The 24,529-nt window shown below is 69.7% G+C and carries 25 protein-coding genes and 3 pseudogenes; 15 read left to right on the top strand and 13 right to left on the bottom strand.

Annotated features, from left to right (window positions below; genetic code table 11):
• Positions 1-207: 207 nt before the first annotated feature.
• The 3 genes from phoU to GFH49_RS16330 form a co-directional block, all read right to left on the bottom strand.
• Complete coding sequence (gene phoU, locus GFH49_RS16320; RefSeq protein WP_155056615.1) at positions 208-882, bottom strand: phosphate signaling complex protein PhoU; 675 nt, start codon at positions 880-882, stop codon at positions 208-210.
• A gap of 300 nt (positions 883-1,182) precedes the next feature.
• Positions 1,183-3,651, bottom strand: coding sequence for a SpoIIE family protein phosphatase (locus GFH49_RS16325; RefSeq protein ID WP_155056635.1), 2,469 nt, complete (start codon positions 3,649-3,651; stop codon positions 1,183-1,185).
• Between the two features lie 419 nt (positions 3,652-4,070).
• On the bottom strand, positions 4,071-4,655 hold the full coding sequence (locus tag GFH49_RS16330) for a TetR/AcrR family transcriptional regulator (protein WP_155056616.1): 585 nt from the start codon (positions 4,653-4,655) through the stop codon (positions 4,071-4,073).
• Between the two features lie 167 nt (positions 4,656-4,822).
• Here GFH49_RS16330 and GFH49_RS16335 point away from each other — a divergent pair, with 167 nt between their 5' ends.
• The gene (locus tag GFH49_RS16335) at positions 4,823-5,320 is read left to right on the top strand and encodes a hypothetical protein (protein WP_196218015.1); all 498 of its coding nucleotides are present in this window, start codon (positions 4,823-4,825) and stop codon (positions 5,318-5,320) included.
• Positions 5,321-5,482: 162 nt separating this feature from the next.
• Here GFH49_RS16335 and GFH49_RS16340 read toward each other — a convergent pair whose 3' ends face one another.
• Positions 5,483-6,052 carry an N-acetyltransferase gene (locus tag GFH49_RS16340; RefSeq protein ID WP_230396328.1) on the bottom strand — a complete coding sequence of 190 codons (570 nt, stop codon included), beginning with the start codon at positions 6,050-6,052 and terminating at the stop codon, positions 5,483-5,485.
• The gene (locus tag GFH49_RS16345; RefSeq protein WP_230396329.1) at positions 6,049-7,323 is read right to left on the bottom strand and encodes an NsdA family TPR-like regulatory protein; all 1,275 of its coding nucleotides are present in this window, start codon (positions 7,321-7,323) and stop codon (positions 6,049-6,051) included. Before GFH49_RS16345 ends, GFH49_RS16340 begins: the two co-directional genes overlap by 4 nt.
• 159 nt (positions 7,324-7,482) lie before the next feature.
• Here GFH49_RS16345 and GFH49_RS16350 point away from each other — a divergent pair, with 159 nt between their 5' ends.
• The 7 genes and pseudogenes from GFH49_RS16350 to tgmC all read left to right on the top strand — a co-directional run bounded on the left by GFH49_RS16350 (position 7,483) and on the right by tgmC (position 12,469).
• Complete coding sequence (locus GFH49_RS16350; protein WP_155056618.1) at positions 7,483-8,118, top strand: hypothetical protein; 636 nt, start codon at positions 7,483-7,485, stop codon at positions 8,116-8,118.
• A 425-nt stretch (positions 8,119-8,543) separates the two neighbouring features.
• On the top strand, positions 8,544-8,732 hold the full coding sequence (locus GFH49_RS16355) for a hypothetical protein (protein ID WP_155056619.1): 189 nt from the start codon (positions 8,544-8,546) through the stop codon (positions 8,730-8,732).
• Positions 8,733-8,929: 197 nt separating this feature from the next.
• On the top strand, positions 8,930-9,094 hold the full coding sequence (locus GFH49_RS16360; protein WP_155056620.1) for a hypothetical protein: 165 nt from the start codon (positions 8,930-8,932) through the stop codon (positions 9,092-9,094).
• An 87-nt stretch (positions 9,095-9,181) separates the two neighbouring features.
• Positions 9,182-9,682: an NUDIX domain-containing protein gene (locus tag GFH49_RS16365; RefSeq protein WP_155056621.1), complete on the top strand. Its 501-nt coding sequence runs from the start codon at positions 9,182-9,184 to the stop codon at positions 9,680-9,682.
• A 402-nt stretch (positions 9,683-10,084) separates the two neighbouring features.
• Positions 10,085-10,395, top strand: a pseudogene (gene tgmA / locus GFH49_RS16370) (putative ATP-grasp-modified RiPP).
• Between the two features lie 29 nt (positions 10,396-10,424).
• Positions 10,425-11,345: an ATP-grasp ribosomal peptide maturase gene (gene tgmB / locus GFH49_RS16375; protein WP_408055912.1), complete on the top strand. Its 921-nt coding sequence runs from the start codon at positions 10,425-10,427 to the stop codon at positions 11,343-11,345.
• Positions 11,342-12,469: an ATP-grasp peptide maturase system methyltransferase gene (tgmC, locus tag GFH49_RS16380; protein ID WP_155056624.1), complete on the top strand. Its 1,128-nt coding sequence runs from the start codon at positions 11,342-11,344 to the stop codon at positions 12,467-12,469. The genes tgmB and tgmC overlap by 4 nt, the downstream gene beginning before the upstream one ends.
• Before the next feature lie 278 nt (positions 12,470-12,747).
• On the opposite strand, the gene GFH49_RS16385 is transcribed toward tgmC, so the two are convergent.
• Positions 12,748-13,332 (bottom strand): TetR/AcrR family transcriptional regulator, encoded by a 585-nt coding sequence (locus tag GFH49_RS16385; RefSeq protein WP_196218017.1) that lies wholly within the window; start codon positions 13,330-13,332, stop codon positions 12,748-12,750.
• A gap of 242 nt (positions 13,333-13,574) precedes the next feature.
• Between GFH49_RS16385 and GFH49_RS16390 the strand changes: the two genes are divergently transcribed.
• Positions 13,575-14,141 carry a hypothetical protein gene (locus tag GFH49_RS16390; RefSeq protein WP_155056626.1) on the top strand — a complete coding sequence of 189 codons (567 nt, stop codon included), beginning with the start codon at positions 13,575-13,577 and terminating at the stop codon, positions 14,139-14,141.
• Between the two features lie 126 nt (positions 14,142-14,267).
• On the opposite strand, the gene GFH49_RS16395 is transcribed toward GFH49_RS16390, so the two are convergent.
• Together GFH49_RS16395 and GFH49_RS16400 are read right to left on the bottom strand one after the other, a co-directional pair.
• Complete coding sequence (locus GFH49_RS16395; RefSeq protein ID WP_155056627.1) at positions 14,268-14,798, bottom strand: hypothetical protein; 531 nt, start codon at positions 14,796-14,798, stop codon at positions 14,268-14,270.
• A gap of 161 nt (positions 14,799-14,959) precedes the next feature.
• Positions 14,960-16,204, bottom strand: a complete 1,245-nt coding sequence (locus GFH49_RS16400; RefSeq protein ID WP_155056628.1) for an alginate lyase family protein — start codon at positions 16,202-16,204, stop codon at positions 14,960-14,962.
• On the opposite strand from GFH49_RS16400, the pseudogene GFH49_RS16405 reads away from it, so the two are divergent.
• Together GFH49_RS16405 and GFH49_RS40990 are read left to right on the top strand one after the other, a co-directional pair.
• Positions 16,163-16,363: pseudogene (locus tag GFH49_RS16405) on the top strand (DUF4232 domain-containing protein); the annotation flags it as partial. The gene GFH49_RS16400 and the pseudogene GFH49_RS16405 sit on opposite strands and share 42 nt — an antisense overlap.
• A 60-nt stretch (positions 16,364-16,423) precedes the next feature.
• Positions 16,424-16,555: a hypothetical protein gene (locus GFH49_RS40990; protein ID WP_268867502.1), complete on the top strand. Its 132-nt coding sequence runs from the start codon at positions 16,424-16,426 to the stop codon at positions 16,553-16,555.
• A gap of 215 nt (positions 16,556-16,770) precedes the next feature.
• Here GFH49_RS40990 and GFH49_RS16410 read toward each other — a convergent pair whose 3' ends face one another.
• The 3 genes from GFH49_RS16410 to GFH49_RS16420 all read right to left on the bottom strand — a co-directional run bounded on the left by GFH49_RS16410 (position 16,771) and on the right by GFH49_RS16420 (position 20,361).
• Positions 16,771-17,979 (bottom strand): macrolide family glycosyltransferase, encoded by a 1,209-nt coding sequence (locus GFH49_RS16410; protein ID WP_230396330.1) that lies wholly within the window; start codon positions 17,977-17,979, stop codon positions 16,771-16,773.
• Between the two features lie 226 nt (positions 17,980-18,205).
• Positions 18,206-19,729 carry a flotillin family protein gene (locus GFH49_RS16415; protein WP_155056629.1) on the bottom strand — a complete coding sequence of 508 codons (1,524 nt, stop codon included), beginning with the start codon at positions 19,727-19,729 and terminating at the stop codon, positions 18,206-18,208.
• Between the two features lie 122 nt (positions 19,730-19,851).
• On the bottom strand, positions 19,852-20,361 hold the full coding sequence (locus GFH49_RS16420) for an NfeD C-terminal domain-containing protein (RefSeq protein WP_155056630.1): 510 nt from the start codon (positions 20,359-20,361) through the stop codon (positions 19,852-19,854).
• 411 nt (positions 20,362-20,772) lie between these two features.
• On the opposite strand from GFH49_RS16420, the gene GFH49_RS16425 reads away from it, so the two are divergent.
• The gene (locus GFH49_RS16425; RefSeq protein ID WP_155056631.1) at positions 20,773-21,222 is read left to right on the top strand and encodes a hypothetical protein; all 450 of its coding nucleotides are present in this window, start codon (positions 20,773-20,775) and stop codon (positions 21,220-21,222) included.
• Between the two features lie 6 nt (positions 21,223-21,228).
• Here GFH49_RS16425 and GFH49_RS40135 read toward each other — a convergent pair whose 3' ends face one another.
• A complete protein-coding gene (locus GFH49_RS40135; protein WP_230396331.1) occupies positions 21,229-23,178 on the bottom strand; it encodes an endo alpha-1,4 polygalactosaminidase in 1,950 nt (649 codons plus the stop codon).
• A 286-nt stretch (positions 23,179-23,464) separates the two neighbouring features.
• Here GFH49_RS40135 and GFH49_RS16440 point away from each other — a divergent pair, with 286 nt between their 5' ends.
• On the top strand, positions 23,465-23,716 hold the full coding sequence (locus GFH49_RS16440) for a hypothetical protein (protein ID WP_155056632.1): 252 nt from the start codon (positions 23,465-23,467) through the stop codon (positions 23,714-23,716).
• Between the two features lie 52 nt (positions 23,717-23,768).
• Here GFH49_RS16440 and GFH49_RS16445 read toward each other — a convergent pair whose 3' ends face one another.
• Entirely contained in the window at positions 23,769-23,909 is a 141-nt protein-coding gene (locus tag GFH49_RS16445) for a hypothetical protein (RefSeq protein ID WP_155056633.1), read from the bottom strand.
• A gap of 109 nt (positions 23,910-24,018) precedes the next feature.
• Between GFH49_RS16445 and GFH49_RS16450 the strand changes: the two genes are divergently transcribed.
• Complete coding sequence (locus GFH49_RS16450) at positions 24,019-24,201, top strand: helix-turn-helix domain-containing protein (protein WP_155056634.1); 183 nt, start codon at positions 24,019-24,021, stop codon at positions 24,199-24,201.
• Positions 24,158-24,529 (top strand): annotated as a pseudogene (locus tag GFH49_RS16455) (SPFH domain-containing protein); the annotation flags it as partial. The gene GFH49_RS16450 and the pseudogene GFH49_RS16455, both read left to right, overlap by 44 nt.

Genomic DNA, 24,529 nt, shown 5'->3' on the forward strand with positions numbered 1-24,529 from the left:
TTGAGGGGGTGGCCCGGTGGCCCGGTGGCTCGGTTCTGGTGCCGTGGTGGTTCGTTGAGGGGGTGGCCCGGTGGGAGGGTGGCGTGCAGGTGGCTGGTCTCGCAGGGCGGCTGTGCGGGGACATCGGGGCGGGTTGATGGCGTCATTGCTGCGGGGCCACCGTGGTGGTGGTGGCGACGCTGATGACGATCGGTGACCGATGCGGTGTCAATCCGCCGCGGGTGGGTCACCGGCCGGCTCGTCCGGGTGCTCGCCCGTGACCAGATACACCACGCGGCGCGCGACCGACACCGCGTGATCGGCGAACCGTTCGTAGTAGCGGCCGACCAGCGTGACATCGACGGCGGTCTCCACGCCGTGATCCCACCGGTCGTCCAGCAGGTGCTGGAAGATCGCGCGGTGTAGCTGGTCCATCCGGTCGTCGTCCTTCTCCAGCTGCAGCGCGGCGTCGACGTCGTGGGTGATGAGGACCTCGGCGGCCTGCGCCATCAGCCGCTGGGCGAGCTGGCCCATCTCCAGGACGGTGCGGCGCAGATCCCGCGGCACGGCCTGCTCGGGATACCGCCGCCGGGCCACGGTCGCGACGTGCTGGGCCAGGACCCCGCAGCGTTCCAGATCCGCACTCATCCGCAGCGAGGTGACCACCACCCGCAGATCCGTGGCCACCGGCTGCTGCCGAGCCAGGACCATGATCGCCTTCTCCTCCAGGTCCCGCTGCAGGTCCTCGACCTTGTCGTGGCCGGAGATCACGTTCTCCGCAAGCTGGAGATCGGCATCTATCAGGGCGCCGGTGGACCGGCCCATGGCCGAACCGACCAGGTGCGCCATCTCCACCAGGGATACGCCGATCGACGCCAGCTCCTCGTGATAGGCCTCCCGCATCAGGTCCTCACCGTCCAGCCTTCAGCCCGTCTCCACCTGCTGCCAGGCTCCCACACTCCGTGCAGGGCGCGGCCTTCGCACTTCGCCCGTCCCGCACTCCGAGGGCTGGCAGCCGTGGTGCCGCGTAGCGGTACGGACCGGAATCTCCTGCCCTCGGACAGGACCCTCGGACAGGACCCTCGGACAGGACCCTCGGACAGGACCCTCGGACAGGACCCTCGGACAGGACCCTCGGACAGGACCCTCGGACAGGACCCTCGGACAGGACCCTCGGACAGGACCCTCGGACAGGAGAGGACGTCAAGAGTCCAGGTTCAGCGCTGCCCAGATGGTCTTCCCGCTGCCGGTATGGCGCGTGCCCCAGCTGCGGCTGAGCTGGGCCACGAGGAGGAGGCCGCGGCCGCCCTCGTCGTAGGTGCGGGCGCGACGCAGGTGCGGGGCGGTGTTGCTGGCGTCCGAGACCTCGCAGATGAGCTGGCGGTCCCGGAGGAGGCGCAGCTGGATGGGCGGCGCGGCGTGCCGGATCGCGTTGGTGACCAGTTCGCTCACCACCAGCTCGGCGACGAAGGACACGTCCTGCAGGCCCCACGTGTCGAGTTGGCCGGCGACGAGTTTGCGAGCGCGTGCGACCACGGAGGGATCCGCGGGCAGGCCCCAGGTGGCGACGAGCCGTGGGTCGAACGCCTGGGTCCGGGCGATGAGAAGGGCGATGTCGTCGGCGCAGTGTTCGGGCGGCACTTCGGCGAGCACGGTGTCGCAGACGTCCTCCAGGGGCGCGGCCGGGTGGGCGAGCGCCCTGTGCAGTGCTCTGCGCAGTCTGCTGGTGCCCTGATCCAGGTCCTGTTCCCGGGATTCGACCAGTCCGTCCGTGTACAGAGCGACCAGGCTCCCTTCCGGAAGGATGACCTCGGTGGCCTCGAAGGGCAGTCCGCCCAGACCCAGCACAGGGCCGGGCGGTACGTCCACGAAGGTCACGTCTCCCGCCGGGCCGACGACGGCGGGCGCCGGGTGGCCGGCGCTGGCGAGGGAGAAGGCGCGGGAGACGGGGTCGTACACGGCGTACAAGCAGGTGGCGCCGAGGCCGCCGGCCATCTCGGTGACCTGGTCCGGCGGAGCGTCCTCGTCGGGGGCCGCCTCTCCGGAAAGCCGGATGACCAGGTCGTCCAGGTGGGTGAGCAGCTCGTCGGGGGGAAGATCGATGTCGGCGAGGGTACGGACGGCGGTTCGCAGCCGCCCCATGATCGCCGATGCCTGGACGCCGTGTCCGACGACGTCTCCGACGACCAGGGCGACCCGGGCGCCGGAGAGGGGGATCAGGTCGAACCAGTCGCCGCCTACCCCGGCCACCGTGTCCGAGGGCAGGTAGCGCCAGGCGGCCTCCACCGCGGCTTGGACCGGCAGCCGCTGCGGGAGCAGGGTCCGCTGGAGGGTCAGTGCGGTGTCCCGTTCGCGTGTGTACCGGCGCGCGTTGTCGATGCAGAGCGCGGCCCGGGCGGTGATCTCCTCCGCGAGCAGCAGATCACCCTCGCCGAAAGGCTCGGGCCGCTGGTGACGGAGGAAGACCGCCGCCCCCAGCGTATGGCCGCGAGCTCGCAGCGGTACGGCCATGACGGAGTGGATGCCGTAGGCGCGGCTCACGGCCTCACGTCCGGGGTGTCCGGTCGACCAGTCGGCCGACCGCGGATCGAAGTCGGCACGGAGTACGGCCCGCCCGGTGGCCAGGCATTCGGCCGTCGGAGAGCCCGCGCCCCAGACGTCCACCTCGCCGGGGCGGAGCACCGCCTCGGCCGCCCCCGGCAGCACCGACTGCTGTGCGACGCGCCGGAGGCGGAACCCTCCGTCCGCAGTCAGTCCAGGCGCCGCTTCCTTGACCGGTGCCGCCTCGGCACGCTCGATGTCGGGGAGCAGATCGACGGTGACGAAGTCGGCGAACTCCGGGACAGCCACCTCGGCCAGTTCATGGGCCGTGCGGGTGATGTCCAGCGTGCTGCCGATGCGTGCGCCGGCCTCATTGAGCAGTTGCAGCCGCTTGTGGGCCCAGTACGGTTCGGTCCTGTCGTGCGCGGAGAGCCCCACGCCTTGAATGTCGCCGTTTTCGTCCTTCAGCGGATAGAGCGAGAGCGACCAGGCCTGCTTGCGAGGTTCGCCGGCGACCTGCACCTGGGCCTCGACGTCCTGCGGCTGACCGGTTTCGAGTACGTGCTCCATGCAGCGCTCAACCCGGACGAACTCCTCGTGGGGCATGATCTCGGAGTGCCGGAGCCCGCGGATGTCCTTCTCGGAGAGGCCCAGAGCGTGCTGGGCGAAGTGGTTGGCGTGGACCAGCCGCAGATGGGTGTCGTAGGTCTCCATCGAGCAGCAGGACGCCTGGTAGAAACTCCACGTGGCCAGGTCGTCGGTCTCCGGGACGTCCGCGTCGGCGACGAGCGTGCCGAGGACCAGCCAGGAGGCATCGCCGCTCTCTCCCGTCTGATGGTGGGCGAGCAGGCGGACGTCCTCGACGTGGCCGTCCCGATGACGCAGCCGGACTGCCCCCCTCCACCTCCTCAGGGACCCCAGCCCGCGCAGTGTCTCGTCGGGGATCGCCATGGCGATCAGGTCGGCGGCCGGTGTGCCGACAACCTCCGCGTCGCCGTAGCCGAGCAGCCGGCGGGCGCCTTCGCTCCACTCGGTGACCGTGCCGTGATCGTCGACGACGGCCAGGGCTGTCAGCGCTGAGCCGGGTGCGCCGACCGGCCGGCTCAGCGGTCGGGATCCGTCGGCGTGCATTCGTTCCACGGCCGCCTCGTCTCCACCCGTGCGAGTTCTTCGTTCCCCCCATACTGCGCGGCCTGAGCCGACATGCGCGAGACCGGCCGTCATGGGGCTGGCGTGCCACCAGTCGATCAAGCAACGTTCGCCCTGTTGGTGGCGTGTGATCGGCAGGGCGGCGACGGCTTCGTCGCCGACGCGGACGCCGGTGGGGTACGTACGCACCGCTGTCGGGTTCGGCATGCACCGTCGCACGGTCGCACCGTCACACCGCTGCGGCTGCTCATCGAGGCGCATCACCCGGTCGTAGGCCGCGCAACGCGCGATGGGCCGTCCTGGTGAGCACGGTGCGAAGGCGCGAGACCGCGGCGCAACCGGCGCAACTGGCGCAACTGGCGCAACCAGCGCAACCGGTGCCGCCGCTGTCTGGCGGTCTGTCACGCGTTCGGCAACCAGGGTCTGAGCGCGGTGTCGACCGTGCCTGCGACGGTGTCCTTTTCCAGCTGCTCACCGAGCATGGACCGCCGGAAGAACAGGGGTCCGATGATGCGCGAAACGAGTTCCTTGGCGTGCTCCTGGACGCCGGGCCGGAGTTCGCCGCGTTGGACGGCGGCGGTGAGTGCGTCGGTGATGCGCTGGTCGGCTTGGCCGAACACGGCTTCGCGGATGCGCTGTGCGTTCTCGTCGCGCTCGGCGCGTTCGATGACGGTGGCGATGACCGAGGCGGAGCCGGGTCGGTTGAGCCAGTCGGCCTGCTGCTGGAGCTGGGTGACGAGCTGGTCGCGGACGGGGCCCTCGCCGAGGGGGGCCATGGGGCGGACGCCGTGGTCGAGTGTGTCGAGGAGCAGCGTCTGCTGGTCGGGCCAGTGCCGGTAGACGGTGGCACGGCCGACCCCGGCCCGCTGGGCGACGGCGGCATGGGTGACGCGTGCGGGTCCGCCTTCCGCGAGGAGCTGGGCGGCGGCGGCCAGAGCTGCGGCGCGGCTGCGGCGGATGCGGGGGTCGTCGCTGGTCCGGGGCATCGGGGCACCTCTTCCGGGACATCTATGAGACAGCTTGACTCACTACTATCTTCGATACATACTGTCTCACAGTTGGGGCGGGAGAACCCGCCTCCCCGATGCGAGCAACCTCACGGCCACCGGTTCGTCGAGGCGCTGCCGACGCTCTGCCCCCAAGGAGACGGCTCATGTCCGTGAGTGAGAATGTCATCGCCCTCCGCTTCGCCGACCGGGCCACCGCCTACCAGGCGCTGAGCGGTCTCAAGCACCTCAGCTCCCCGAACGCCGAGGTCAGCGGCGCCGTCCTGGTCGAGCACCTGGAAGGCGGCACGATGCGTTTCACCGACGGGATGGGCAGGGAAGCGGGTCGGAACACGGCGGCCACGGCGGCCCGCGGCGCGGTCGACCTCTTCACCCCGCAGGTCCCGCCGGACGGCACGGTCATCTTCGCCGAGGCCAGGGAGACGAACACCGAGACCCTGGACCTGCTGGCTCTGTGGTACGGCGCCGTCCTGGAGCGCCGCCCGATCGACGCCGTACACAGCGAGCCGGAGGCCGCCGCGGCAGGCGTCGCCGACATGATCAGCCGAATCGAAGCGAGGGACAGGCGCGACCGCGAGCGCGCGGAGACCGCGGCGACATTCGAGAACGTCGTGGCGTCGCTGAAGCAGAAGAGCGCCGCGTAGTCGTGGTGGTCCCTTAAGGCGCGGGGCGGATACCCCCCCTGCCCCGCATGGTGAGGGCGGGCCTGCCGGGCCCGCCCTCACCGCTGTCCCCCGCCGGGGTTCCGCCGGCAACCGCCCGCCCTTGTCCACTCTTTGGGCGTTTCTCTCCGGTGTGGGCCGCGGCTACCGGTGCAGTGGGTCCCGCAGCATCGTGGCGAAGACCGGTGAGTCATCGAACGGCTGCTGTGCACCGATCTCCCGATATCCCCAGGACTCGTATACCGCCTTCAGCCGTCCGTCGGAACGAGTGGGATCGACCAAGAGAGTGGCACGCTCCTCGCCGCGCTCGGCGAGAAGCGCCTCGTGCAACATACGGGAGGCTCCTGCACCTGCGGTACCGCGATACGCCTCACAAACGAGGACTTCCTGTACGGCGAACGTGCGCTTGCCGGTCTCCCGGGTGAAGTCGTCCGGCGGGGGCTGCCGCATAGAGGACCACCACAGCGATCCGGGGGCAAGCGGCCCTCCGAAGATGTAGCCGACTGGCTCATCGCCCCGAAAAGCGATGACGGCCTCCCAGCCGTTCCTGGAGGCATAGCTGGTCAGGCGCCCGTCGAATCGGTCCACGGCGTTGAATGGGCTGTCCATCAACCCGAACTGGGTTCGGACTTCCACGTGGACGCCGAGGAAGACCTGTCGGTACTTCTCCACGTCGCTGGTGCGGAGAAGCTTCAGGGAGCCGGCGTCAGTCATGCGACCACCGTTCGGTAGCGGGCCCGCCAGTCGCGGACCTCGGAGTTACGGGGGGCGAGGGCGGTGACCTGTTCGGTGAAGCCATCCAGGAGACCGCGTACGCGGGCGTGCTTCATCATGCCGTCGGGGATTCTCTGGGCGGTGCCGATGGCTTGTTCCAGGTCTCTTTGGCCAAGTTGCGCAACGGCCAGGTGTGCGTGCACGAGTGCGCTGTTGCGCTTCAGGCCGGGCCGCACGTACGCGAGGCTGCGGTGCGCATGCGTCTCGGCGTCAGGCCACTGCCGCAGGTGCATGCGCGCGACCATCGCGAGGTGGTCAAGTTCGGCTTGATCGTAGAAGCTGACCCAGGTCGGGCGGTGCTTGTTCGGATCGGCACGGTCCAGCGCTTTCTGGGCCAGGTCCAGACAGCGGGTGACGCTCCTGTCGTCGCCGAGCTTGGCATGGTTGACCGCAAGGCGGGACATCGCCAACGAGGAGAACAACGGGTCTCGCCGGGTGATTGAGGACGCCTGGGCTCTCTCGGCGGCTGCCAAGGCGTCAGTGGGGCGATTGAGATGCCGGAAGAGAATGCTGGCGTGGCCCCATACGCGGAAGTCGGTGGCAGGGTCACCGGACAGGCCGGCGAGGCGGATGGTTCTGTCCAGGTGGTACTCCGCTGACTCAAAGCGCTGGCCGTCGATGGCGGCCCACATGGCACTGTTGGAGAAAGCGGCGGCGACGGTATACAACTCCGAGCGGATCCGCGCGGACGCGGTGTTCTCTTGCTGGAGACTGATCACCTTGTCGGTGATGTCTTCGGCTCGCTTCTCCAGTTCCGGGGTGCCGCCGTACGTGCTCTCTGAGGTGGTCCAGGCTACGAGTTCTGCCTTCAACGCCTCGACATCGTTGGAGTTGAGGCGTCGATGCCGTGGTCCTCCGAGGGGCGGCGTGGTCAGGGAGACGCCGGCGGCGGCGGCTGCGGCAAGCAAGGCGCGGCGATACAACGGGTCATCCTCGGGTGCTGGAGCGGGGTTTGCCTTCTTACTCCCCCGAGGGACGAAGCCTAACTCTGCGGCTGGGAGACCCGTGACGTTTTCAAGCGCTGTCCTCAATACGGCGTTGGGCGAGCGGTGTTCGCCGCTGAGCAGCTTGAAAATGTGCCTCTCATTGACATTCCCGTAGCGGCCCGTCAGGTCGTGGATTGCTGTGTTGACCAGGGATGTCAGCTCCCTGACGAGCATTCCGTGCTGCTGCATCCAGGATGCGAGCGCGTCGTTGCGTGTCCCCGGCATAACAGAACGTTAGGGTCCGCAGCCGCAGCCAAGAGTAATGAGAAAGTCAAAACGGCAGGGGGCCTGCACGCAACTCCCGGTCCATACGGCATCCACATCAGCGCTGGTACGACGGTTTCCTGAGTGTCAGGACGAGTACTCGAACCAGGGAGTCCCTCCGTGAACCCGCCCATGCAGCGCCCCGTGACGATGAGCAGAGCAGGCACGACGCAGGAGACCGCAGCCGTTCAGGCCACCCCGGACCCCGTCGACGGCGAGCCGCGTGAGGAGGCCGTCGGCGCGCTTGAGGCGTCGGGTCTGACGACCCTGAGAGAGCGGCAGTTCGCCGCTACGTCCTGGCTTCTCGGTGCCGCGGACGATCGGGATTTGGCGCGTCGCCAGTGGGACGACCAGGGGATCGCGCTCCTGTGCTGCGGCGGCATCCTCGCCGCTGTACGGATTCCCGCTCGCCTGGTGTGGGCCATTGCCAAAACGGAACAGCTTGAGAAGGTCGATGCCTTCCTCGGGGAGTGGTTCGACGGCGGCGCCATGTTCATGGATGTGCACTCGCACATGTACTACGCCCTGGTGCCCGGGACGCCTAAATGGCCGTTGAACGACCGCGACTTTCCCGGCGTGGACTGCCTGGGCCGTGACAACTTCCTCGGCGTCCCCGCGAGTCGGCTCACCCGGCCGAAGGGACGCGCGTACTGGTGCCTTCCCATGCAGTCACCCGGAGACCTCTGCTACGTGGACGAGGTGGAGAAGCTCGTCCGCATCGGGCGAGCAGTCTTGGCCGAGGGCGGCGGCCGGTGACCGTGGAGGCGCTGCGGGGCGCACCCCCGCTCCCCGCGCGGCGCTCCACCCCGAGCCGGGAGCGGACGGCCCCCGCCCTGGGCCCGATGCCGTGGCTCACGTCCACCGGGCGACTGGAGCAGGTCCTCACGGCATGGAGCCGCGGGCACCTCGCGGAGGTCCCCGTGGGCCTCGGCTTCGAGAGGACGGCGAGCCGTTCGAGCGGGCGGTGTTCATGAGCGAGGCGAGCGGCGGCATCCGCGGCTACCGGCACACCGGTGCCTGCGCCGTGCTCGCCGAGGTGCTGCGGGCACAACTGCGCCCCGTGCCCTGCCCCCCCACAGACCCCCCTTGGGTCAGCCCGTGCTGCCCCCCCCCGGGGGGCTCCGGGCGTTCCGTCACGCCCGCCCGGAGCCACCTGCACCACACGAGAGGAGGCCTGCCCTGTGGAAGCGCATTGGGGCATCGGTGACTGCTGGCTCGGGTGCGGACGCACCGGCCTACCGGTCGTCTGGCTCGGACCGTCGCAGTGGGACGGACAGCACACACCGGTCTACGCGTGTGAGGACGACCTCAACCGCCTCAAGGCGCAGGCACTCGCCTACTTCATGCAGCGGCAGCCGGCCGTCGCCTGACAGGCGCCCCCGTGGGACTCCGGCAAGACACCGCGGGGGGACGGTCCCCATTCCCCGAGGGGGACCACCGGCCGCCCGCCGGTTCAGGACGGCGGGCGGCCCGCATAAGCCCCCGCCCGGCCCGTCTCCAGTAGCACGGTCGACGGTCGGAGGAGAAGCGGGCTCGATGAGAACCGACGACAAGGAGCACGCACCGCGTGAGCAACAAGAAGAGCACCGTCAAGGCGGCGAAAGCCGAGATCAAGCGGGACACCAAGAACGTCCCTACCCCGCAAGCGACGCGTACTCAAGGGGCACTGGCGGACCGGCACGTCCGCGCCCACACCCCCGACAGCCTCTACGGAGACGACAGCGACAGCTGACCCGAAGTTCCCTGCCGGGGCTGCCTCATCGCTCCACCCGCTCCACCCGCCCCGGCCAGGGCCTCTTCGACCCAAGAAGGAGATCCGATGATGCAGAGCCGACGCGACCACTTCACCGATCCGCCCCCGCGCCGTCTCGGCGCGCTGGCCATCGTACGCAATTCTGCCGGCGCCGTGCTGATGACCAAGAAGGCGAAGGCCGATCTCAGATGGGAGGAACGTAAGCCCTGGTTCCACCCGGGCGGCTGCGTGGCAGAGAACGAGCCGATCTTTGACGGCCTGGTGCGGAACGTGCGCGTGAAGCTGGGCATCACGCTGAAGCCGAGGCGACTGCTGGCCGTGCATCACATGTACGACCAGCAGCATGAGACGCATCTGTCGAAGGAGGGCGTGAACTTCCTCTTCGACTGCGGGGTCCTCGACGAGGACACGCCGTTCACTTTCGGCGGGAGCATCACCGGCGTGCGGTGGATGCGGCCCGAGGAGCTTCAGGAGCACCTGACACCGTTCACCGCGGCGCGCACGCTCGCGGCTCTGCGGGCGCTGTCCGGCGGCGATGTAGAGGTGCTCGCCGGGCATCCCGTGTAGCGCGTGCTGGTCGGGTGCTGACGGTCCCTGTCGCGTTCGCCGCGGCCTCCTCCCGGCCGCGGCACCGGAGAACGCCGCCGTCCTGGTCGAACGGCTCGGCCGACTGCCGCGCCGGTCGCTCATGCTCAGCCACGACACGGACGCGAACAGCGCGCTCCTGGCCAAGACCGCCGACGACATCACCACGGCCGCCTAGCCCGGACGACCAAGGCTCCCGCCGCCAGAACGGCGGGGACCGGCCCGGGGACGCCCCCGTCGCCACCGGCCCACCGGCCGCCCGCCCCACCTGTTCTCCCCAGGGGCGGGCGGCCACACAATGCCCCCTGCGGTGGCCGGTCGCGTTCACACCACACTGGTCCCCGGCAGGGCACTGCAAGGCACCACCGACAAAGGAGGACAGTCTTGTTCGCGCACTCTGACCGGCTCCCGACCGGGAGCCCTCTGCCCATGGGGCACAGCACCCCCGTTCCTTGGGGTGTCCAGCGCATGGCGCCGTACCCGGCGATGGCCCCCGCGTACGCGCGGGCCGAGATCGACCCGGAGACCCAGACCGCCCGGTACTTCGACGCGGCCGGACAGGTCATGGAGATGCCCGGCCACGGCACCAGCACCGGCACGAACCCGGCCACCAACACCGGCAACCCGTCGGACGGCTCCGGGGCGGCGGCAACGGCGGCGGAGACCAGGACACCGGGAACGACAGCGACCAGTGAGCAACGTCGGTCCGGTGCTGGTCGTCACCATGATTGACGACCCCACGGCCGACCTGGTGATTCGTGAGCTGCACGGCCGGGGTGTCCCGGTCGTGCGGCTCGACTCCGGGGACTTCCCCGCCACCTTGTCTGTCGCGGCCACGATCACGTCTCACGGCATCGAAGGAACCCTGTCCACCCCCACACGGACCGCGGACCTGTCCGGTGTCCGCTCGCTGTACTACCGGCGGCCCTCCCGATTCGCGTTCCCGCACCTGGACGAGCAGAACGCGCGGTTCGCACTCACGCAGGCCCGTTACGGCCTCGGCGGCGTCCTCGCCGCGCTGCCTGGCTGCCTGTATGTGAACCACCCGCACCGCATCGGAGAAGCCGAGTTCAAACCCTCCGGTCTCGCCGCCGCCGTTACCGCCGGATTCCAGATCCCGCCCACCCTGGTCACCTCCGACCCCGACGCCGCCCGAACGTTCATCAAGCCCAACCGGCCCGTGATCTACAAGCCGTTGTCGACGCCCCTGTACCGCAACGACGCAGGGGTGTCGTGCACGGTCGAGGTCCGGGAGGTGACGGCCGACGAGATTGACGACCGCGTAACCGGTACAGCCCACCTGTTCCAACAGCGCGTAGACAAGGTGGCGGACGTACGTGTGACCGTCATCGGTGACCACGTGTTCACGGTCCGGATCGACTCCGGCCTGTTGGACTGGCGCACGGACTACGACCGGCTCACCTACACGCCCGTGCAGCCCCCGCCCGGCCTGATTGCCGCCTTGTACCGGTACCTGACTCACTTCGGGCTGGTCTTCGGAGCTTTCGACTTCGCCATCGACCACGACGGGCGATGGTGGTTCCTGGAGTGCAACCCATCCGGACAGTGGGCGTGGCTGGAGCCGGAAACCGGCCTGCCCATGGTCGCGGCCATGGCTGATCTGCTGGAGAGGAAACCAACGTGATCGACGACAAGGCCCTACGCCTCCGCCTCGTCGAAGAACTATCCGCCGGCAGCCACTTGCGCACGGGACCATGGCGGGCGGCCGTCGAAGCGGTGCCCCGGCACGAGTTCCTGCGCGGCGGGTTCTTCGAGCCCACCAACGCCCCCGGCCCCACGGCGTGGCGGCCCGTCATGCCCGACACTGACGGCTGGCTGGAGCGCTGCTACACGGATACCTCGCTCGTGACTCAGATCGCGGGCACGATCGTGCCCCGCGACATCCGCGGCGAGATCCTGCGCGCCCCCACATCGTCCAGCACCATGCCAGGCCTGGTGGTGCGGATGCTGGAAGACCTCCAAGTCGAAGACGGCAACCGCGTGTTGGAGATCGGCACGGGCACCGGCTATTCGACGGCGCTTACGTGCCACCGGCTCGGCGACGACTTTGTGACGTCCGTGGAGGTCGACCCGGACGTTTCCGGTGCCGCTGGCGTCGCCCTCGCCGCGTGCGGCTACTCCCCCCGCCTGGTGGTCGGTGACGGACTGGCCGGTCACAAGGACGGCGCACTGTATGACCGGATCATCGCCACATGCGGCGTGGTCGATCTGCCCGCCGCGTGGATGGAGCAGACCCGGCCCGGCGGGATCATCCTCGCCACCCTGTGCGGCTGGCTGTATTCCTCCGAACTCGCCCGCCTCACCGTGGGCGAGGACGGCACGGCACGCGGCCGGTTCCTCGGAGGCCAGATCTCTTTCATGCTTGCCCGCCCGCAGCAGCCGCCGCCGCTCGGAGTGCTGCCGGATCTCGACAGCGGCGAAGAACGGCCCGCACGTCTCGGGTCCGATGTCCTGGACGACTGGAACACGCGCTTCGTCGCCCAGCTCGCCGTGCCCCGCGCTCAGCACGTCACGCTGAACCGTGACGGCTGCACAGAGCATCTGCTGATCGACGTTGCCGCCGACGCATGGACGGTGCTCTACGAGGATGGCGGTACGTGGGTCGTCCGGCAGGGCGGTTCTGACCGGCTGTGGGATGCGGTCGAGTCGTACGTCACCCACTGGCGGGCCGACGGAGCCCCGCCGCTGGAGCGGTTCGAGGTCAGCGTCACGGCATCCGGCCAGGCCGTCACCTGGTCGACCAGTTGAGCGACTGCCGCACCATGGCGCCCGCCCCCAGGGGCGGGCGCCGTCGTCAGGCGAGTTCGGCCAGTGAGAGGCCCAGCCGTGCCAGTCCCGGACCATGGCCCTTGCCGGCGCCACCGGTAGCGGGGCGCGGGTGCGAGCCCACCGGTCTGCTCGCTGAACACGGCTGGTCGGTCGACTGATCGGCGCCCCTCGGTTCGGACACCCTCGTGGACGTGCTGCCGGTGGTGCTCGCAAGATCCGTCAAGATCCGGCGAGATTCTTCGGGGCCATCGCGTCCGTCATGGGTTCGGGCGCCAGGGTGAGAGCGCGGTGTCGATCACCTTGGTCAGAAGGTCTTTGTCGATCTGCGCGCCGAGCATGAAGCGCTGGAAGAGCAGAGGGCCGACGAGCTGGGCGGCGAGGTCTCTGGCGTGCTCCTGGACGCCGGGGCGGAGTTCGCCGCGTTCGACGTCGGCGGCCAGTGCCTCGGCGAAGCGCTCGTCGACTTGGCCGTACATGTCTTCGCGAAGGCGCCGCATCTCCTCGTCCCGCTCGGCCCGCTCGATGATGGTGGCGATGACCGACACGGCACCGGGTTGGTTGAACCGGTCGGCCAGTTGCTCCAGCTGGGTGAGGAGCTGGTCGCGGACGGGATCGTGGTTGAAGGCGAGCAGCGGGTGGATGTCGTTGGCGAGTGCGTCGAGGAGGAGGGCCTGCTGGTCGGGCCAGTGCCGGTAGATGGTGGCGCGGCCGACTCCGGCCCGTTGGGCGACGGCGGCGTGCGTGACCTTGTCCGGTCCTCCCTCGGTGAGGAGTTCGGTGGCGGCGGCCAGGGCCGCGGCGCGGCTGCGGCGGGCGCGCGGGTCGTCGTTGGACCGGGGCATCGGGACCTCTTCCCAGGCTCTTTGTGAGACAGCTTGACTCACAACTTCTCTTCGATACATACTGTCTCACAGATGGGGAGGGAAGCACCCCGGGGGACGGGGGCGCCATCAGCCATCGGTCACCATCACCACTGTCACCACCACCACCACCACCATCACCACTGTCACCACTGTCAGCATCAGCCATCAGTCGCAGCCTGTTGTAGGTCTGCAGGGGGTCTGACGACCCAAGGGGAGAGTTCATGTCCGTGAATGAGAACGCCATTGCCCTCCGCTTCGCGGACCGCGCCACCGCCTACCGGGCGCTTGGTGACCTGAGGTACCTCAGCCCAGCCACTACGGAGGTACGTGGTGCCGTACTGGTCGAGCGCCTCGCGGACGGTGAGGTGCGCCTCCCCGAGGGCGCGGGCCTTGAGGAGTGGCGGAACACGGCGGCAGGTTCTCTGGTCGACTCGCTGGTCAACACCCTGAGCGGCCCCCTCGGCGCGGTGATGGGCCTGGGTGTCGGCGCGCTGATCGGGGGAGGTCACGACGGTGCGGGGGCCGCACGCGCCACCAGCGCCGTCAGCGCCTTCGTCCTGCACGTCCCGCCCCATGGCACGGCCATCCTCGCCGAGGTCAAGGAGCACGACCCCCAGGCCCTGGACCTGCTGGCCATGCGCTACGACGCCGTCCTGGAGCGCCGCCCGGCCGACTCGATCCGCGCCGAACTGAAGGCCATGGAGGAAGCCGCCGACCAGGACGGGACACGGGAGCCGAAGCAGGCGAAGGAAGACGCCGTGGCGGCGGCGCACGCGGTCCCCGCGTAACCGGGACGGCCAACAGACGCGGGGCAACTCCCCCCTGGCCCCGCCTGGTGAGGACGGGCCTCCCCGGCCCGTCCTCACCGCCTCCACGCGCCGGAGTTCAGTGGCGCGACGGGGACTGAGCAGGCGTCAGCCGACGCGGGAGCAGAGGTCGTCCGTCGTGCCGTGCGCCAGGTTCACGGTCCGGTACCCGGTGGAGCTGATGTCCAAGGTGTACACCCCGTCGATGATGTAGAGGCCGCGCGGCAGGTTGCCCTCGCCGATGCCGACCAGCACCGGGCCGTGCACGGTCCAGAACTGGGAGCCGTCGGGCCGGTGCTCGACGACGGCCGAGCCGCTCGCGTCGGCGTCGTAGAAGGCGCCGGTCTCGGTGTTCGTGACCCGTACGACCAGATCGCCCTTGTACGCGACGCGCTTCGTGGCGCCGTCGGGGTAGGTCTTCAGCACACGCTGCATCACCTCGTCGATGACGGGCTCGCCGTGCACGGGGAAGCCGCACCGCAGTCCGGCATCGACGTCCCAGGGGGCGGAAGGTGCGGGTTCCCACCCGGTGCCGGTGCCCGTGCCCGTGCCCGAGCCCGTGCCGGCTCCAGCGGACGCGGGCTGTACTCCCAGCAGCACGGCGGCAAGCGCCAGCGGTGCGAGAACGGTTCGTCGCATGACTCTCCCTGGTCAGACGGTTGACGGGAAGGTTCCGCCGAAGAGGTGGTGGCCAGTCTCCCGTCGGTCTCTGACCAAACCCTCACCACCGCCGACGCACCGGGCTGCCGGCGGAGCGCTTAGGCTGCCGAGCGCCATGGAGTTCCAGTTGCTCGGCTCTGTCACCGTGAGTAGAGCAGCGTGCCGAAGCCGAGTTGGTCGAAGCCGCCGCTGTTGGTCCCGTAGTCGCCTCCACCGCCCTCGGCGCCCGACTTCCGCACCATCTCGGCCAGGTACGGCGTCGAGATCCTCCGCCGCCGCGCGTAGTGGTTGTGGACCATGGCCCACACCGGCCGTGCCTGACCCCGCCCGATGCTGGATACGACCGTCTGCTCCCGGTAGGCGCACTTGGTGCCGGTGCCCCAGGTGTACCGGGTGAAGGGGACGTCGTATCCGAGGTTGTACCTGGCGACGTACTCCGCTCCCTTGAGGAAGCGGTTGTCGTCGTACCCGTACAGATCGACTCCCTGGCTCCAGGCCGTCTCGCAGAAGGCGCCCATCAGTCCGATCCCCATGAGCGAGTGCCCCTGGTCGCGGCCGCTCTCCTGCCACTGCCCGAGGCCGCCCGGGTGCAGGAAGGGGACGGCCTTCTTGATGGAGCCGTTGCCGGAGCCGTTCCTGAAGTAGTCGACGGCTTGGTCGAACTTGGCGCGGTCGTCGCAGAGGATGCCGATCGCCAGGATCGAGTTCATCGCGCAAAGGTCCCAGTTCGCCCAGTAGTTGCTGACGCAGGCGCCGTTGTGCTCCTTCAGGAAGCGGTCGCTGAGCGGGTAGAAGACCTTGAGCATCATCGACTTGCACTGTTCCAGGTCGAAGCCCGGGTAACCGCGCATCAGCTCGGCGGCGTTGGCGAACTGGTAGCCGTAGAGGCCGGCGGCGAGGTAGCGGTCGGCGTTGCCGGTGACCGACTTCAGCGTGCCCGACCAGGCGTTGAGGATGTCGCGGGCGGTGTCGCCGTGGTCCTTGGTACCGGCGATCCGCCAGCGCAGGGCGTTCTGGTAGGCGGCGTGGATGTCGTTCATGAGCCGGGTGTAGTTCTGGCCTTCGCCGCCGCGGACGACGTTCGTGAGCGGTCGGGCCTTCCAGCTGCTCTGGGCGCGGCTGTTGGCGAGCAGCCGGTTCCAGCCGGACAGCCACGGCTCCTTGCCGGCCTTGACGTTCACCTTCGCGCGGTTCAGTTCGCCGAACCTGTGCAGCAGTCCGGTGTGCACGAAGCCGTCCGGCGCCGTGCCGGTCGTCGTCTCGGCGGCGCCGGCGTCGTCCTTGTCGGCGAAGGCGGTGTAGGCCCCGCCGGCCGCGCCTGCCGCGGCGAGACCGCCGGCGATCTGAGCCTGTCCGCCACCGACGGCAGCGGCTCGAACGGCCACACCGTGAACTCCCTGGCCGTCTACTTCGCAGGCCGCTCCGGCAACGAGAGCGTCGGCACGGGTGCTCACCCGTCGCTGCCGGCGAAGGGCGTCTACGTCGACGACTCGCTCAAGGTCACCTACTGGCAGCAGTCGATGGACGACGCCCTCACCTGGTGACGCTTGAACGCGCGCAGGCAAGAACCAGTCCACAAACCCCCAGCAGGCAGGTGACCCACCATGCGCAGCACCCGCAGGATCTCCCACTTCGTGACCGCCTACGTCAGCGCGGCCTTCCAGGTGATCGTCCTGGGCGGCACAGGTCACCTGCCAGAAGCGGCGGGGGTCCGTCGGCGCCGCCCCACAGTCTGAACACACCGACCGCGGGGGCACGCCACTGATCACGACGGACAGCAGAAGGCCCGGGTCTCCGACTCGGGCCTCAGCCGTGGAGCGGGCGACGAGAACCGAACTCGCGCCCTCAGCTCGGGAAGCGACGGCGCTTTCATCCGGCGCCGGGTTCGGCCTTGCGCAGCAGCGGGGCCAACAGCAGGGCGCCTCCGGCCCCTGCCCCTACGAACCGGTACTCAGCCACGACCCGGTCGGGAAAGGCGGCCCACCCTTTCCTCAGCCAGCCGCTCTTCGATCAGATCCGCGGCCCGACGGGTGCCGCCCTCGGCACGCACCTCAGACCACAGCCATGCCGAGCGCGTGGCGACCTGCGGGTCGCCGATGAGTTGCATCAGGGCGGTACGCAGCGTCTCCGCCGTGACGTCCGCGGTGTCGATCCGCCGGGCGACGCCCAGTTCGACGAGCCGGTCGGCGTGGAGGGACTGGTCGGGCCCGTCCGGTACCGCGATCATCGGAACACCGGCGTACAGGCCCTGACTGCTGCTGCCCACACTGGTGTGCGTCACCCATACGTCCGCCTGCTCAAGGATCGTCAACGGTGTCCCCCACGGCCGCACTTCGAAGTTGCGAGGAATCCGCTGGGCGGTATCGCCGCCACCGCCCGTCTGCAGCACCACATGCCACCCCGGGAGATCCGCGAACGCCGCCGCACACTGGTGGTAGATCTCCTGCGGCCCGGCGTACGCCGAGCCGGCCAGCGACACCAGCAGCACCTTGTGCGCACCGGCCGGACGCATCCAGCCGTCCTGCTTCTGGCCGGTGCCGAGGCACGCGCCGACAAACGTCACCGCCTCGGTGTCGACCCGGTCCGCATGTGGCTGCATGGCGCGTGGGATCATCGCCAGCACTCGCTGCGGGCGGCCGGTGAACTCCTCCACGTTCGTGGTCGTCGCACCGCACCGATCCAGCCAGGCAGCGAACCGTGCTCGGTACGCGAGTCCTCCGGGCAGGTCGGCGAATGCCGTGCCGATCTCCTCCTGGGCACCCTCCCAGGCCACATGTGTCGCAGACAGCTGGACGAGGCCGCGGCCCTGTGCCTCGGCCAGCGCGCGGCCCGCGTAGCCGCCGACATCGTAGAGGTACAGGTCAGCGGGGTCGTCGTCGTACGCGGCGTGCAGCTGTGGCAGTACGGCCATGGCCTCGTCGAGGAAGACGGAGGCGGAGGCGATGAGGTCCTGCGGCCAGTCGCGCTCGGCGACCGGCAGAGTGGACGTGATGCCGACCAGCTCGGCGCCGGTGGGGGTGATCAGCCCGGCGACGGGGGCGGCGGTGGCGTACGTCACGCGATGACCACGGGCCACCAGCTCACGGATGATCTCCAGGCTCGGCAGCACATGGCCGACCAGGGGCGTGCCGACCATGGCGATATGTGCAGGACGGGGCATAACGGGACTTCCTTGGAATAGGGGGCTACAGCAGAGAAAACGCCAAGGAACCCGACGGGGAAACGCAGTCCTCGGACGGACCGCCCTGAACCCACTGACAGAACACGCAAGCCGCCCCTGGCCCGTGTCGGTCAGGGGCGGCCGCATGGCCGCCGGACGAGCAGCCACCCCGGCTCGGGCTGGAGCGACGCCATGGCGAGGCGGGCCTGTCCGGTCCGTGCACCGCTCAGCCGGTGATCTCGACCTTCCCGTTCGCGATGGTGGATTCGGGGCGTGGGTCTTCCGCCCGGCGGGTGACGCCTTTCAGCAGCTCGGCGAGGTCCACTCCCGTGGTGGAGCCGAGGAGTTCGAGGCCCTGGGCCACGTTGTCGGCCACGGCACGCGGGATCCGGCCAGCGCCGTCGGTGGAGATCACGGTCATCTTGTCCACGGCGCTCAGCGGTTCGGACGCCTTGGCGACGACCTGCGGCAGAACCTCTACGAGCATCTGGAGCACGGCCGCGTCGCCGTAATGGCCGAACGCGTCCGCCTTCTTCCGCATCGCCTCGGCCTCCGCCGAACCCTTCGCGCCGATCGCCGCCGCCTCGGCCTCGCCCTCCAGCCGTACCGCCTCCGCGATCGCCGCACGCCGGGACCGCTCGGCCTCACCCTGCTTGAGCCCCTCGATGGCGCCGGCCTCGGCCAGCGCGCTGCGGCGCTGCTTCTCGCCCTCACCCGTGAGCCGGGCCCGCTCCGCCTCCGCCTGGGCCGCGGCGATACCGGCCAGCCGCTCGGCCTCGGCCTGCTTGACCCGGGCGACCCGCTTGGCCTCGGCTTCCTGCTCGGCGGCGTAACGCTGGGCGTCCGCGGGCTTGCGGACCTGGGTGTCCAGCTGCCGGTCGGTCAGGGCGGCCTGCCGCTCGGCGACCTTCTCCTGCTCGGCGAGGATGTCCTGCTGCCGGGCCGCCTCGGCGAGCGGGCCCGCTGCGGCGGCACGAGCGGCGGCCTCGTCGGTCTCGGCCTTGATCTCGGCCTGCTTGAGGTAGAAGGTCCGCTGGGCTACGGCGATCTCCTCCTCCGCCTTGAGCCGGGCCTGCTCGGCGGCCCGGCGGGCGACGGCCTCGGCGATGTCGGCCTCCTGCTTGGCCCGCGCCGCCTCCGGCCGCCCGAGGTCCTCCAGGTACGAGCCCTCGGTGGTGATGTCCTGGATCTGGAAGGCGTCCAGCACCAGACCCTGCCCGGACAGGCTCGCCTCCGCCTCTTCGGCGACCTGCCCGGCGAACGCGGCCCGGTCGCGGATGACGTCCTCCACCGACATCCGGCCGACGATCGCCCGCAGGGCGCCCGACAGGACCTCCTGGGTGAACCCGACGATGCCGTCCTGCTGCATGAGGAACCGCTGTGCCGCCGCGCGGATCGAGTCCTCCGTGCCGCCCACCTTGACGATCGCGACGCCGTCCAGGTTCGCCTTCACCCCGCGCAGGGTGACCGCGCCGCGCACTGCCACCGGGATGTGCCGGGAGGACAGGTCGAGGGTGAACTTCTGCTGTACGAAGGGCACGACGAAGACACCGCCACCGACCACGACCTTCTGGCCGCTGTTGTCGGTGAAGACCCGGCCGGTCTCAGGATCGGTGGCCTTCTTGCCACGCCGGCCGGTGACGATGAACGCCTCGCTCGGTCCGGCCACTTTGTAGCGAGTGATCACGACGAGAGCCAGCAGCACGAGGAGTACGACGACTCCCACCACCGCGACGACGACAGGACTCATGGCAATGCCCCCGAATCAAAGGTAGGGAAAAGAGAGATGAGGGAGATGAGGGAGATGAGGGAGATGACAGAGATGAGGGAGATGACAGAGATGAGGGAGACAGGGAGACGAGGTGAGGTGGCTCAGTGATCTACCGGGCGGACCACGACCGACGTGGCGGTCGGTGCCGACTCCACCCACACCTCGGCCCCCCGCGCCACCGGCTCGGCACAGCGCGCCGCGAACTTCACGGTCTGACCGGCGAGTTGGAGCAGTACCTCACCGAAGCCGTCGGCCGGAATGGCCGTTACCACGTTTCCCGCGGTGCCCACGAGGTCGTAGCGGTTCGGCGTGACGGCCGTCTGGTCGCGCATCAGGACACGGCCGAAGCGGTACGTCAGCCATGCCGTCCCCAGTCCGGTAAGCACGCCGGCACCGGTGGCCGCCGCCGGGCCCATGCCTGTGGCGCCCAGGGCGATCGCCCCGCCGAAGCCGGTCATCGCCACGAATCCGGCGACGACCGGCAGCGACAGCAGTCCGTCGAGGGCGCCGTCGAAAACCCCGTCCAGCGCTCCTTCCAGGACCCCGTCGAAGACCAGCGACAAGGCGAGCAGTACGACCCCCGTGATGCCGAGTCCGAGGAACCAGGCCATGCGTACCGTCCCCCTCTCGCCTTGCCGCGGTCTCCGGCTTGACGGGATCCTCACACGGAGCGGCGGAAGGGCACATTGCCGGTTTTCGGCAATCTTTATGCGCCTTTGATGCCGCATCCACGCTCCAAGAGGCCCGCGGTGGAGCCCAGCCGCTCCTCGACACTCTGATCGCCTGATTCGACGCCGCTGCGTGGCCGCAACCGCCCGCCGACTGGCGCTGGGCGTGCGAGCACTCACCTACCGCCTGGAGGGCCGGCCCGCCCCCTGCGAACCCAACGGCCCGTCAAGGCAGGCCTGTTCAAACGGGAGTGCGGTCGGGGACCGAGTGGGACAATCCACGTCCTGGGTCCGCGCCGGCGGAGCGGTCGGCGTCCCCCCAGGTATCGGGGAGGAGCGAAAGGAGCCGTCAGCATGATCGAATGGGTGTCCCTCAGCGCCGAGGCAAGGCCCGTTCCCCGCCCCGTCGCCACTGCCTGGGTGTGGGCCACCGCCTTCGGCGGTGCCCTGACCCTGGTAGCGCTGCACAACGCCCTCATAGGACCGGACCGCCCCGGGCCCGCTCTGGCCGCGCTGTCGCTACTGGCCGCGCTGCTCGGACTGTGCGCCCGCTTCACCGCGGCACCCGGGACGGCCGTGCTGTGCTGGCTGTTCCTCAACGGCTTCGCGATCCCGCCCGCCGGTACCCTCACCTGGGCCTCGCACCGCGACACCTTCTGGCTCACCTGCCTGTTCGCCGCCGCCCTCTTGGGCACGGCACTGGCCCGCATCCACCACGCCCGGGCCGCCTACCGCCGCGTCACCGTGAAAGCCGCCGTCGCCTCGACCGAACCCGAACCCGAACCCGAACCGGACAGTTGCTGAGCGGTGTCAGCAGGTCTCGCGGAGGTAGCCGTCCGTACCCTCCGCCACGACGTTCTGGTCGCGTCGGACGATGCTCAGCTCACTGCCCCAGCGGGAGCACGCGTTCGACAGGCCCTTCGCCGTGTATTCGACGACGAGCACATTGTCGTCGAACGCTTTGGCGAACCCATCGCACTCGTTCCACTCGCCGCACTCCTCCACCACGGCGAAGTCCAGGCCGACGGACGCCCGGTCGGGCGCGAGCTCCAGAGTGTTCTTCTGCGCGATGGCCAGGCCCTTCTCGTGGGCGTGCGCCGACAGCAGTTTCATGAACTCCTTGGCCTGATCGGCCGTGAGGTAGTCCGGGAAGCGGGTGAAGGTGTCGTAGTTGTCGGGCTCGACGGCCTGGTATCCCTTGGCCGTACACTCGTCGATCCAGCTGTTGGCCTTGGCGGCGATGCGCTGCCGCTTGGATTCCGTGCGAATGTCCAGGACCGCCTCGTTCCAGTCCTGGTCGTAAACGACGTCGCCGTTGGCGTCACGCAGCAGCAGGTCGGAGTCCCAGTCGCCCTCGTCGCCCTCCTGCGCCTGGAGGGCGTTGAAATTGCAGATGTTGTACGCACCCGGGGCGGGCGGGTCTTCGTGGCTGCGGCTGACCACCCGCACCCCGGCCGGCATGGTGTACGCGCCGCCGATCTGGTAGTCCCACCGTGTGTGCTTCGGCGGTGTCGTCATTGCGGAGGCGGAGGCGGATGCGGATGCGGGCGCGGAAGGGGAGGCGGAGGCGGATGCGGGCGCGGAAGGGGATGCGGAGGCGGGCGCGGTGGACGGCTGAGAACTGTCGTTCTGGTACACCGCCGCGATGCCCGACCCGGTGACGACCAGGGCCGCGACGAGGCCGATGAGGAGGCGCCGGCCTCGATGTCCGTGACGGCGGGCGGGGCGTGCGTCGGAATCCTCGGCGCCGGGTGTCACCGGCTCCGCCGGGGCGGCGGCTCCCGGGGAGACCGGGACAGCCGCGGAGACTGGAACTGCCGGGGAGACCGGAACTGCCGGGGAGACCGGAACTGCCGGGGAGACCGGGACGGCAGGGGAGGCCGGGACAGCCGGGGTGGCCGGGACAGCCGGGGTGGCCGGGGTAACCGAGGCGACCGAGGCGACCGAGACGGTGGAATCCGGCAGCGTCAGGACCATGCGGTGCAGGTCCCCGAGTTGGGGGCGGGCAGCCGGGTCCTTGGCCAGGCAGCGTTCGGCGATGCTCCGGAGCGGTTCGGCGACGCCGTCCAGGAACGGAGCCTCGTACATCACCTGATACCCCGTCAGGTAGGGGCTGCTTCCGTCGAACGGACGGTTACCGGTGGCCGCGTACACCAGCACCGACCCCAGCGAGAACACGTCCGAGGCGGCGGTGACTTCGCATGGCGCGGCGAACTGCTCCGGCGACATGAAGGGCGGCGTGCCGATCAACCGCCCCGTCAAAGTGAGGGCTTCGTTGTCGACGGCACGCGAGACGCCGAAGTCGATGACGCGGGGGCCGTCCTCGGCCATCAGGATGTTGCTCGGCTTCAGGTCACGGTGCACCACACCCGCCCGGTGAATGTCCCGCAGCGCCTCGACCAGGCCCAGCGCGAGCGAGCGCAGGTCACGTCCGCTCAGCGGGCCGTCCTGGGCGACGACATCAGACAGGGTGCGGCCCGGCACGTACAGCGTCGCCATCCACGGCTGCTCGGCGTCCGGATCGGCGTCCACCACCGGGGCCGTGAACGCCCCGCTCACCTGGCGTGCCGCCGCGATCTCCTGCCTGAAGCGCGTCCGGAACTCGTCGTCCTGCGCGTACGGCGGGTGCACGACCTTGACCGCGACCTGCCGTCCCGAGGCCGAGTGCCCCAGAAAGACGATGCCCATGCCGCCACTGCCGAGCCGGTCGGTCAGGGCGTAGCCGCCTATGGATTCCGCATCGCCGGGCCTCAGGGGCATCACCCGTCACCTTTTCCATGTGCCGCGCCGTCGAAAGACTGTCAAATGGCAGATTAGTCTGGGGCGTTGCGGGCGAGGCGGCCTTCGCGAGTGGCGCTGATCTCTCTTTGCCGAAGGTCTCCCGACGCCGTGCGCCGAGAGGCGAGAACCTGGCTCGTCCCTCCTGAACGTCGGCCTCCCTGGGCTGTTGCGGATCGCCGAGGCGACGATCCGCTCTGCACGGGCGGAACCGATGCGGTGTCCTTGGACCGTGTCCCCAGGCCGCGCGAGTGCTCTGGAACGGGTCATGGCTCCGGCCAAGTTCCTGGAGCGGGTGACGAGAAGCGAACTCGCGCTCTCCGCCGACGCGTCCCTGCGGGCGGGCGGGAGCGTCGTCATGTCACCGACCGGTCTCGACGTGATCCTTCCGGCGAACGCCGACTGGAAGGCCGGCGACCTCGGCGACTTCGCGCTGCACTTCGAGCACAGCGGGGCCGTACGGGTGCCGTCGGTCGTGGTCCGTCCGGGCGGGGACGGGGCGACCTCCCCGTCCTCATGAAGTCGGCCGGGGCGAGTGCGGCGACGACGCCCGCCACGGACTCCGCGGCGGATCACCCGCACAATGGGTCCGGCACCATGACCGCGGGCTCCATGCACTCCATGACCATGGACGCCATGGACATGGGGCCCCACGCGTGCCGTACGGCGTTGGAGGCCAGCTCCGACACCACCGGGGCCGCCGTCTCCGTCACGTCATCCGGTAATGCCCACGTGGCGCATGCGGCGCGCGCCAGACGGCGCGCTATGGCCGCCGTCCCCTCCGTGCGTGGGTGGGTCTCCGGGTAGCCGGACGACGCAGGAATGACCACAGCCGAGGCAGGCCGCCTCATGGGCTGGACCGATTCGAAGATGTCGCGCATCGAGACCGCCAACATGCGCATCCCGCAGCAGGACGTCGCACCGCTGCTGAAGCACTACGGCATGACCGAACCCGACGTCGTCGCCCAAGGAAGCGATGGAGAAGCAGATGCGGGCCGAGCGTGACAAGCGCGCGGCCATCCTGCACGCAGAAGGGGAGCGGCAAGCCAAGATCCTTACAGCGGAAGGCACGAGGCAGAAGGACATCCTGGAGGCGCAGGGCACGCAGCAGGCCATGATCTTGCGGGCGGACGGTGAGGCAAAGGCGGTGGAGCTCGTCTTCCAGGCCGTCCATCGCAACAATGCCGACCCGAAGGTCCTGGCCTACAAATACCTGGAGACGCTCCCGCACTTGGCGGGCAGCGACAACAACACGTTCTGGGTGATCCCGGGGGAGCTGACCGAGGCGGTTCGGACCGTCACCCGTGCGTTCGGTGACCAGTCGGCGGCGGGT

Source organism: Streptomyces blattellae, assembly GCF_009709555.1.
Taxonomy (GTDB): domain Bacteria; phylum Actinomycetota; class Actinomycetes; order Streptomycetales; family Streptomycetaceae; genus Streptomyces; species Streptomyces blattellae.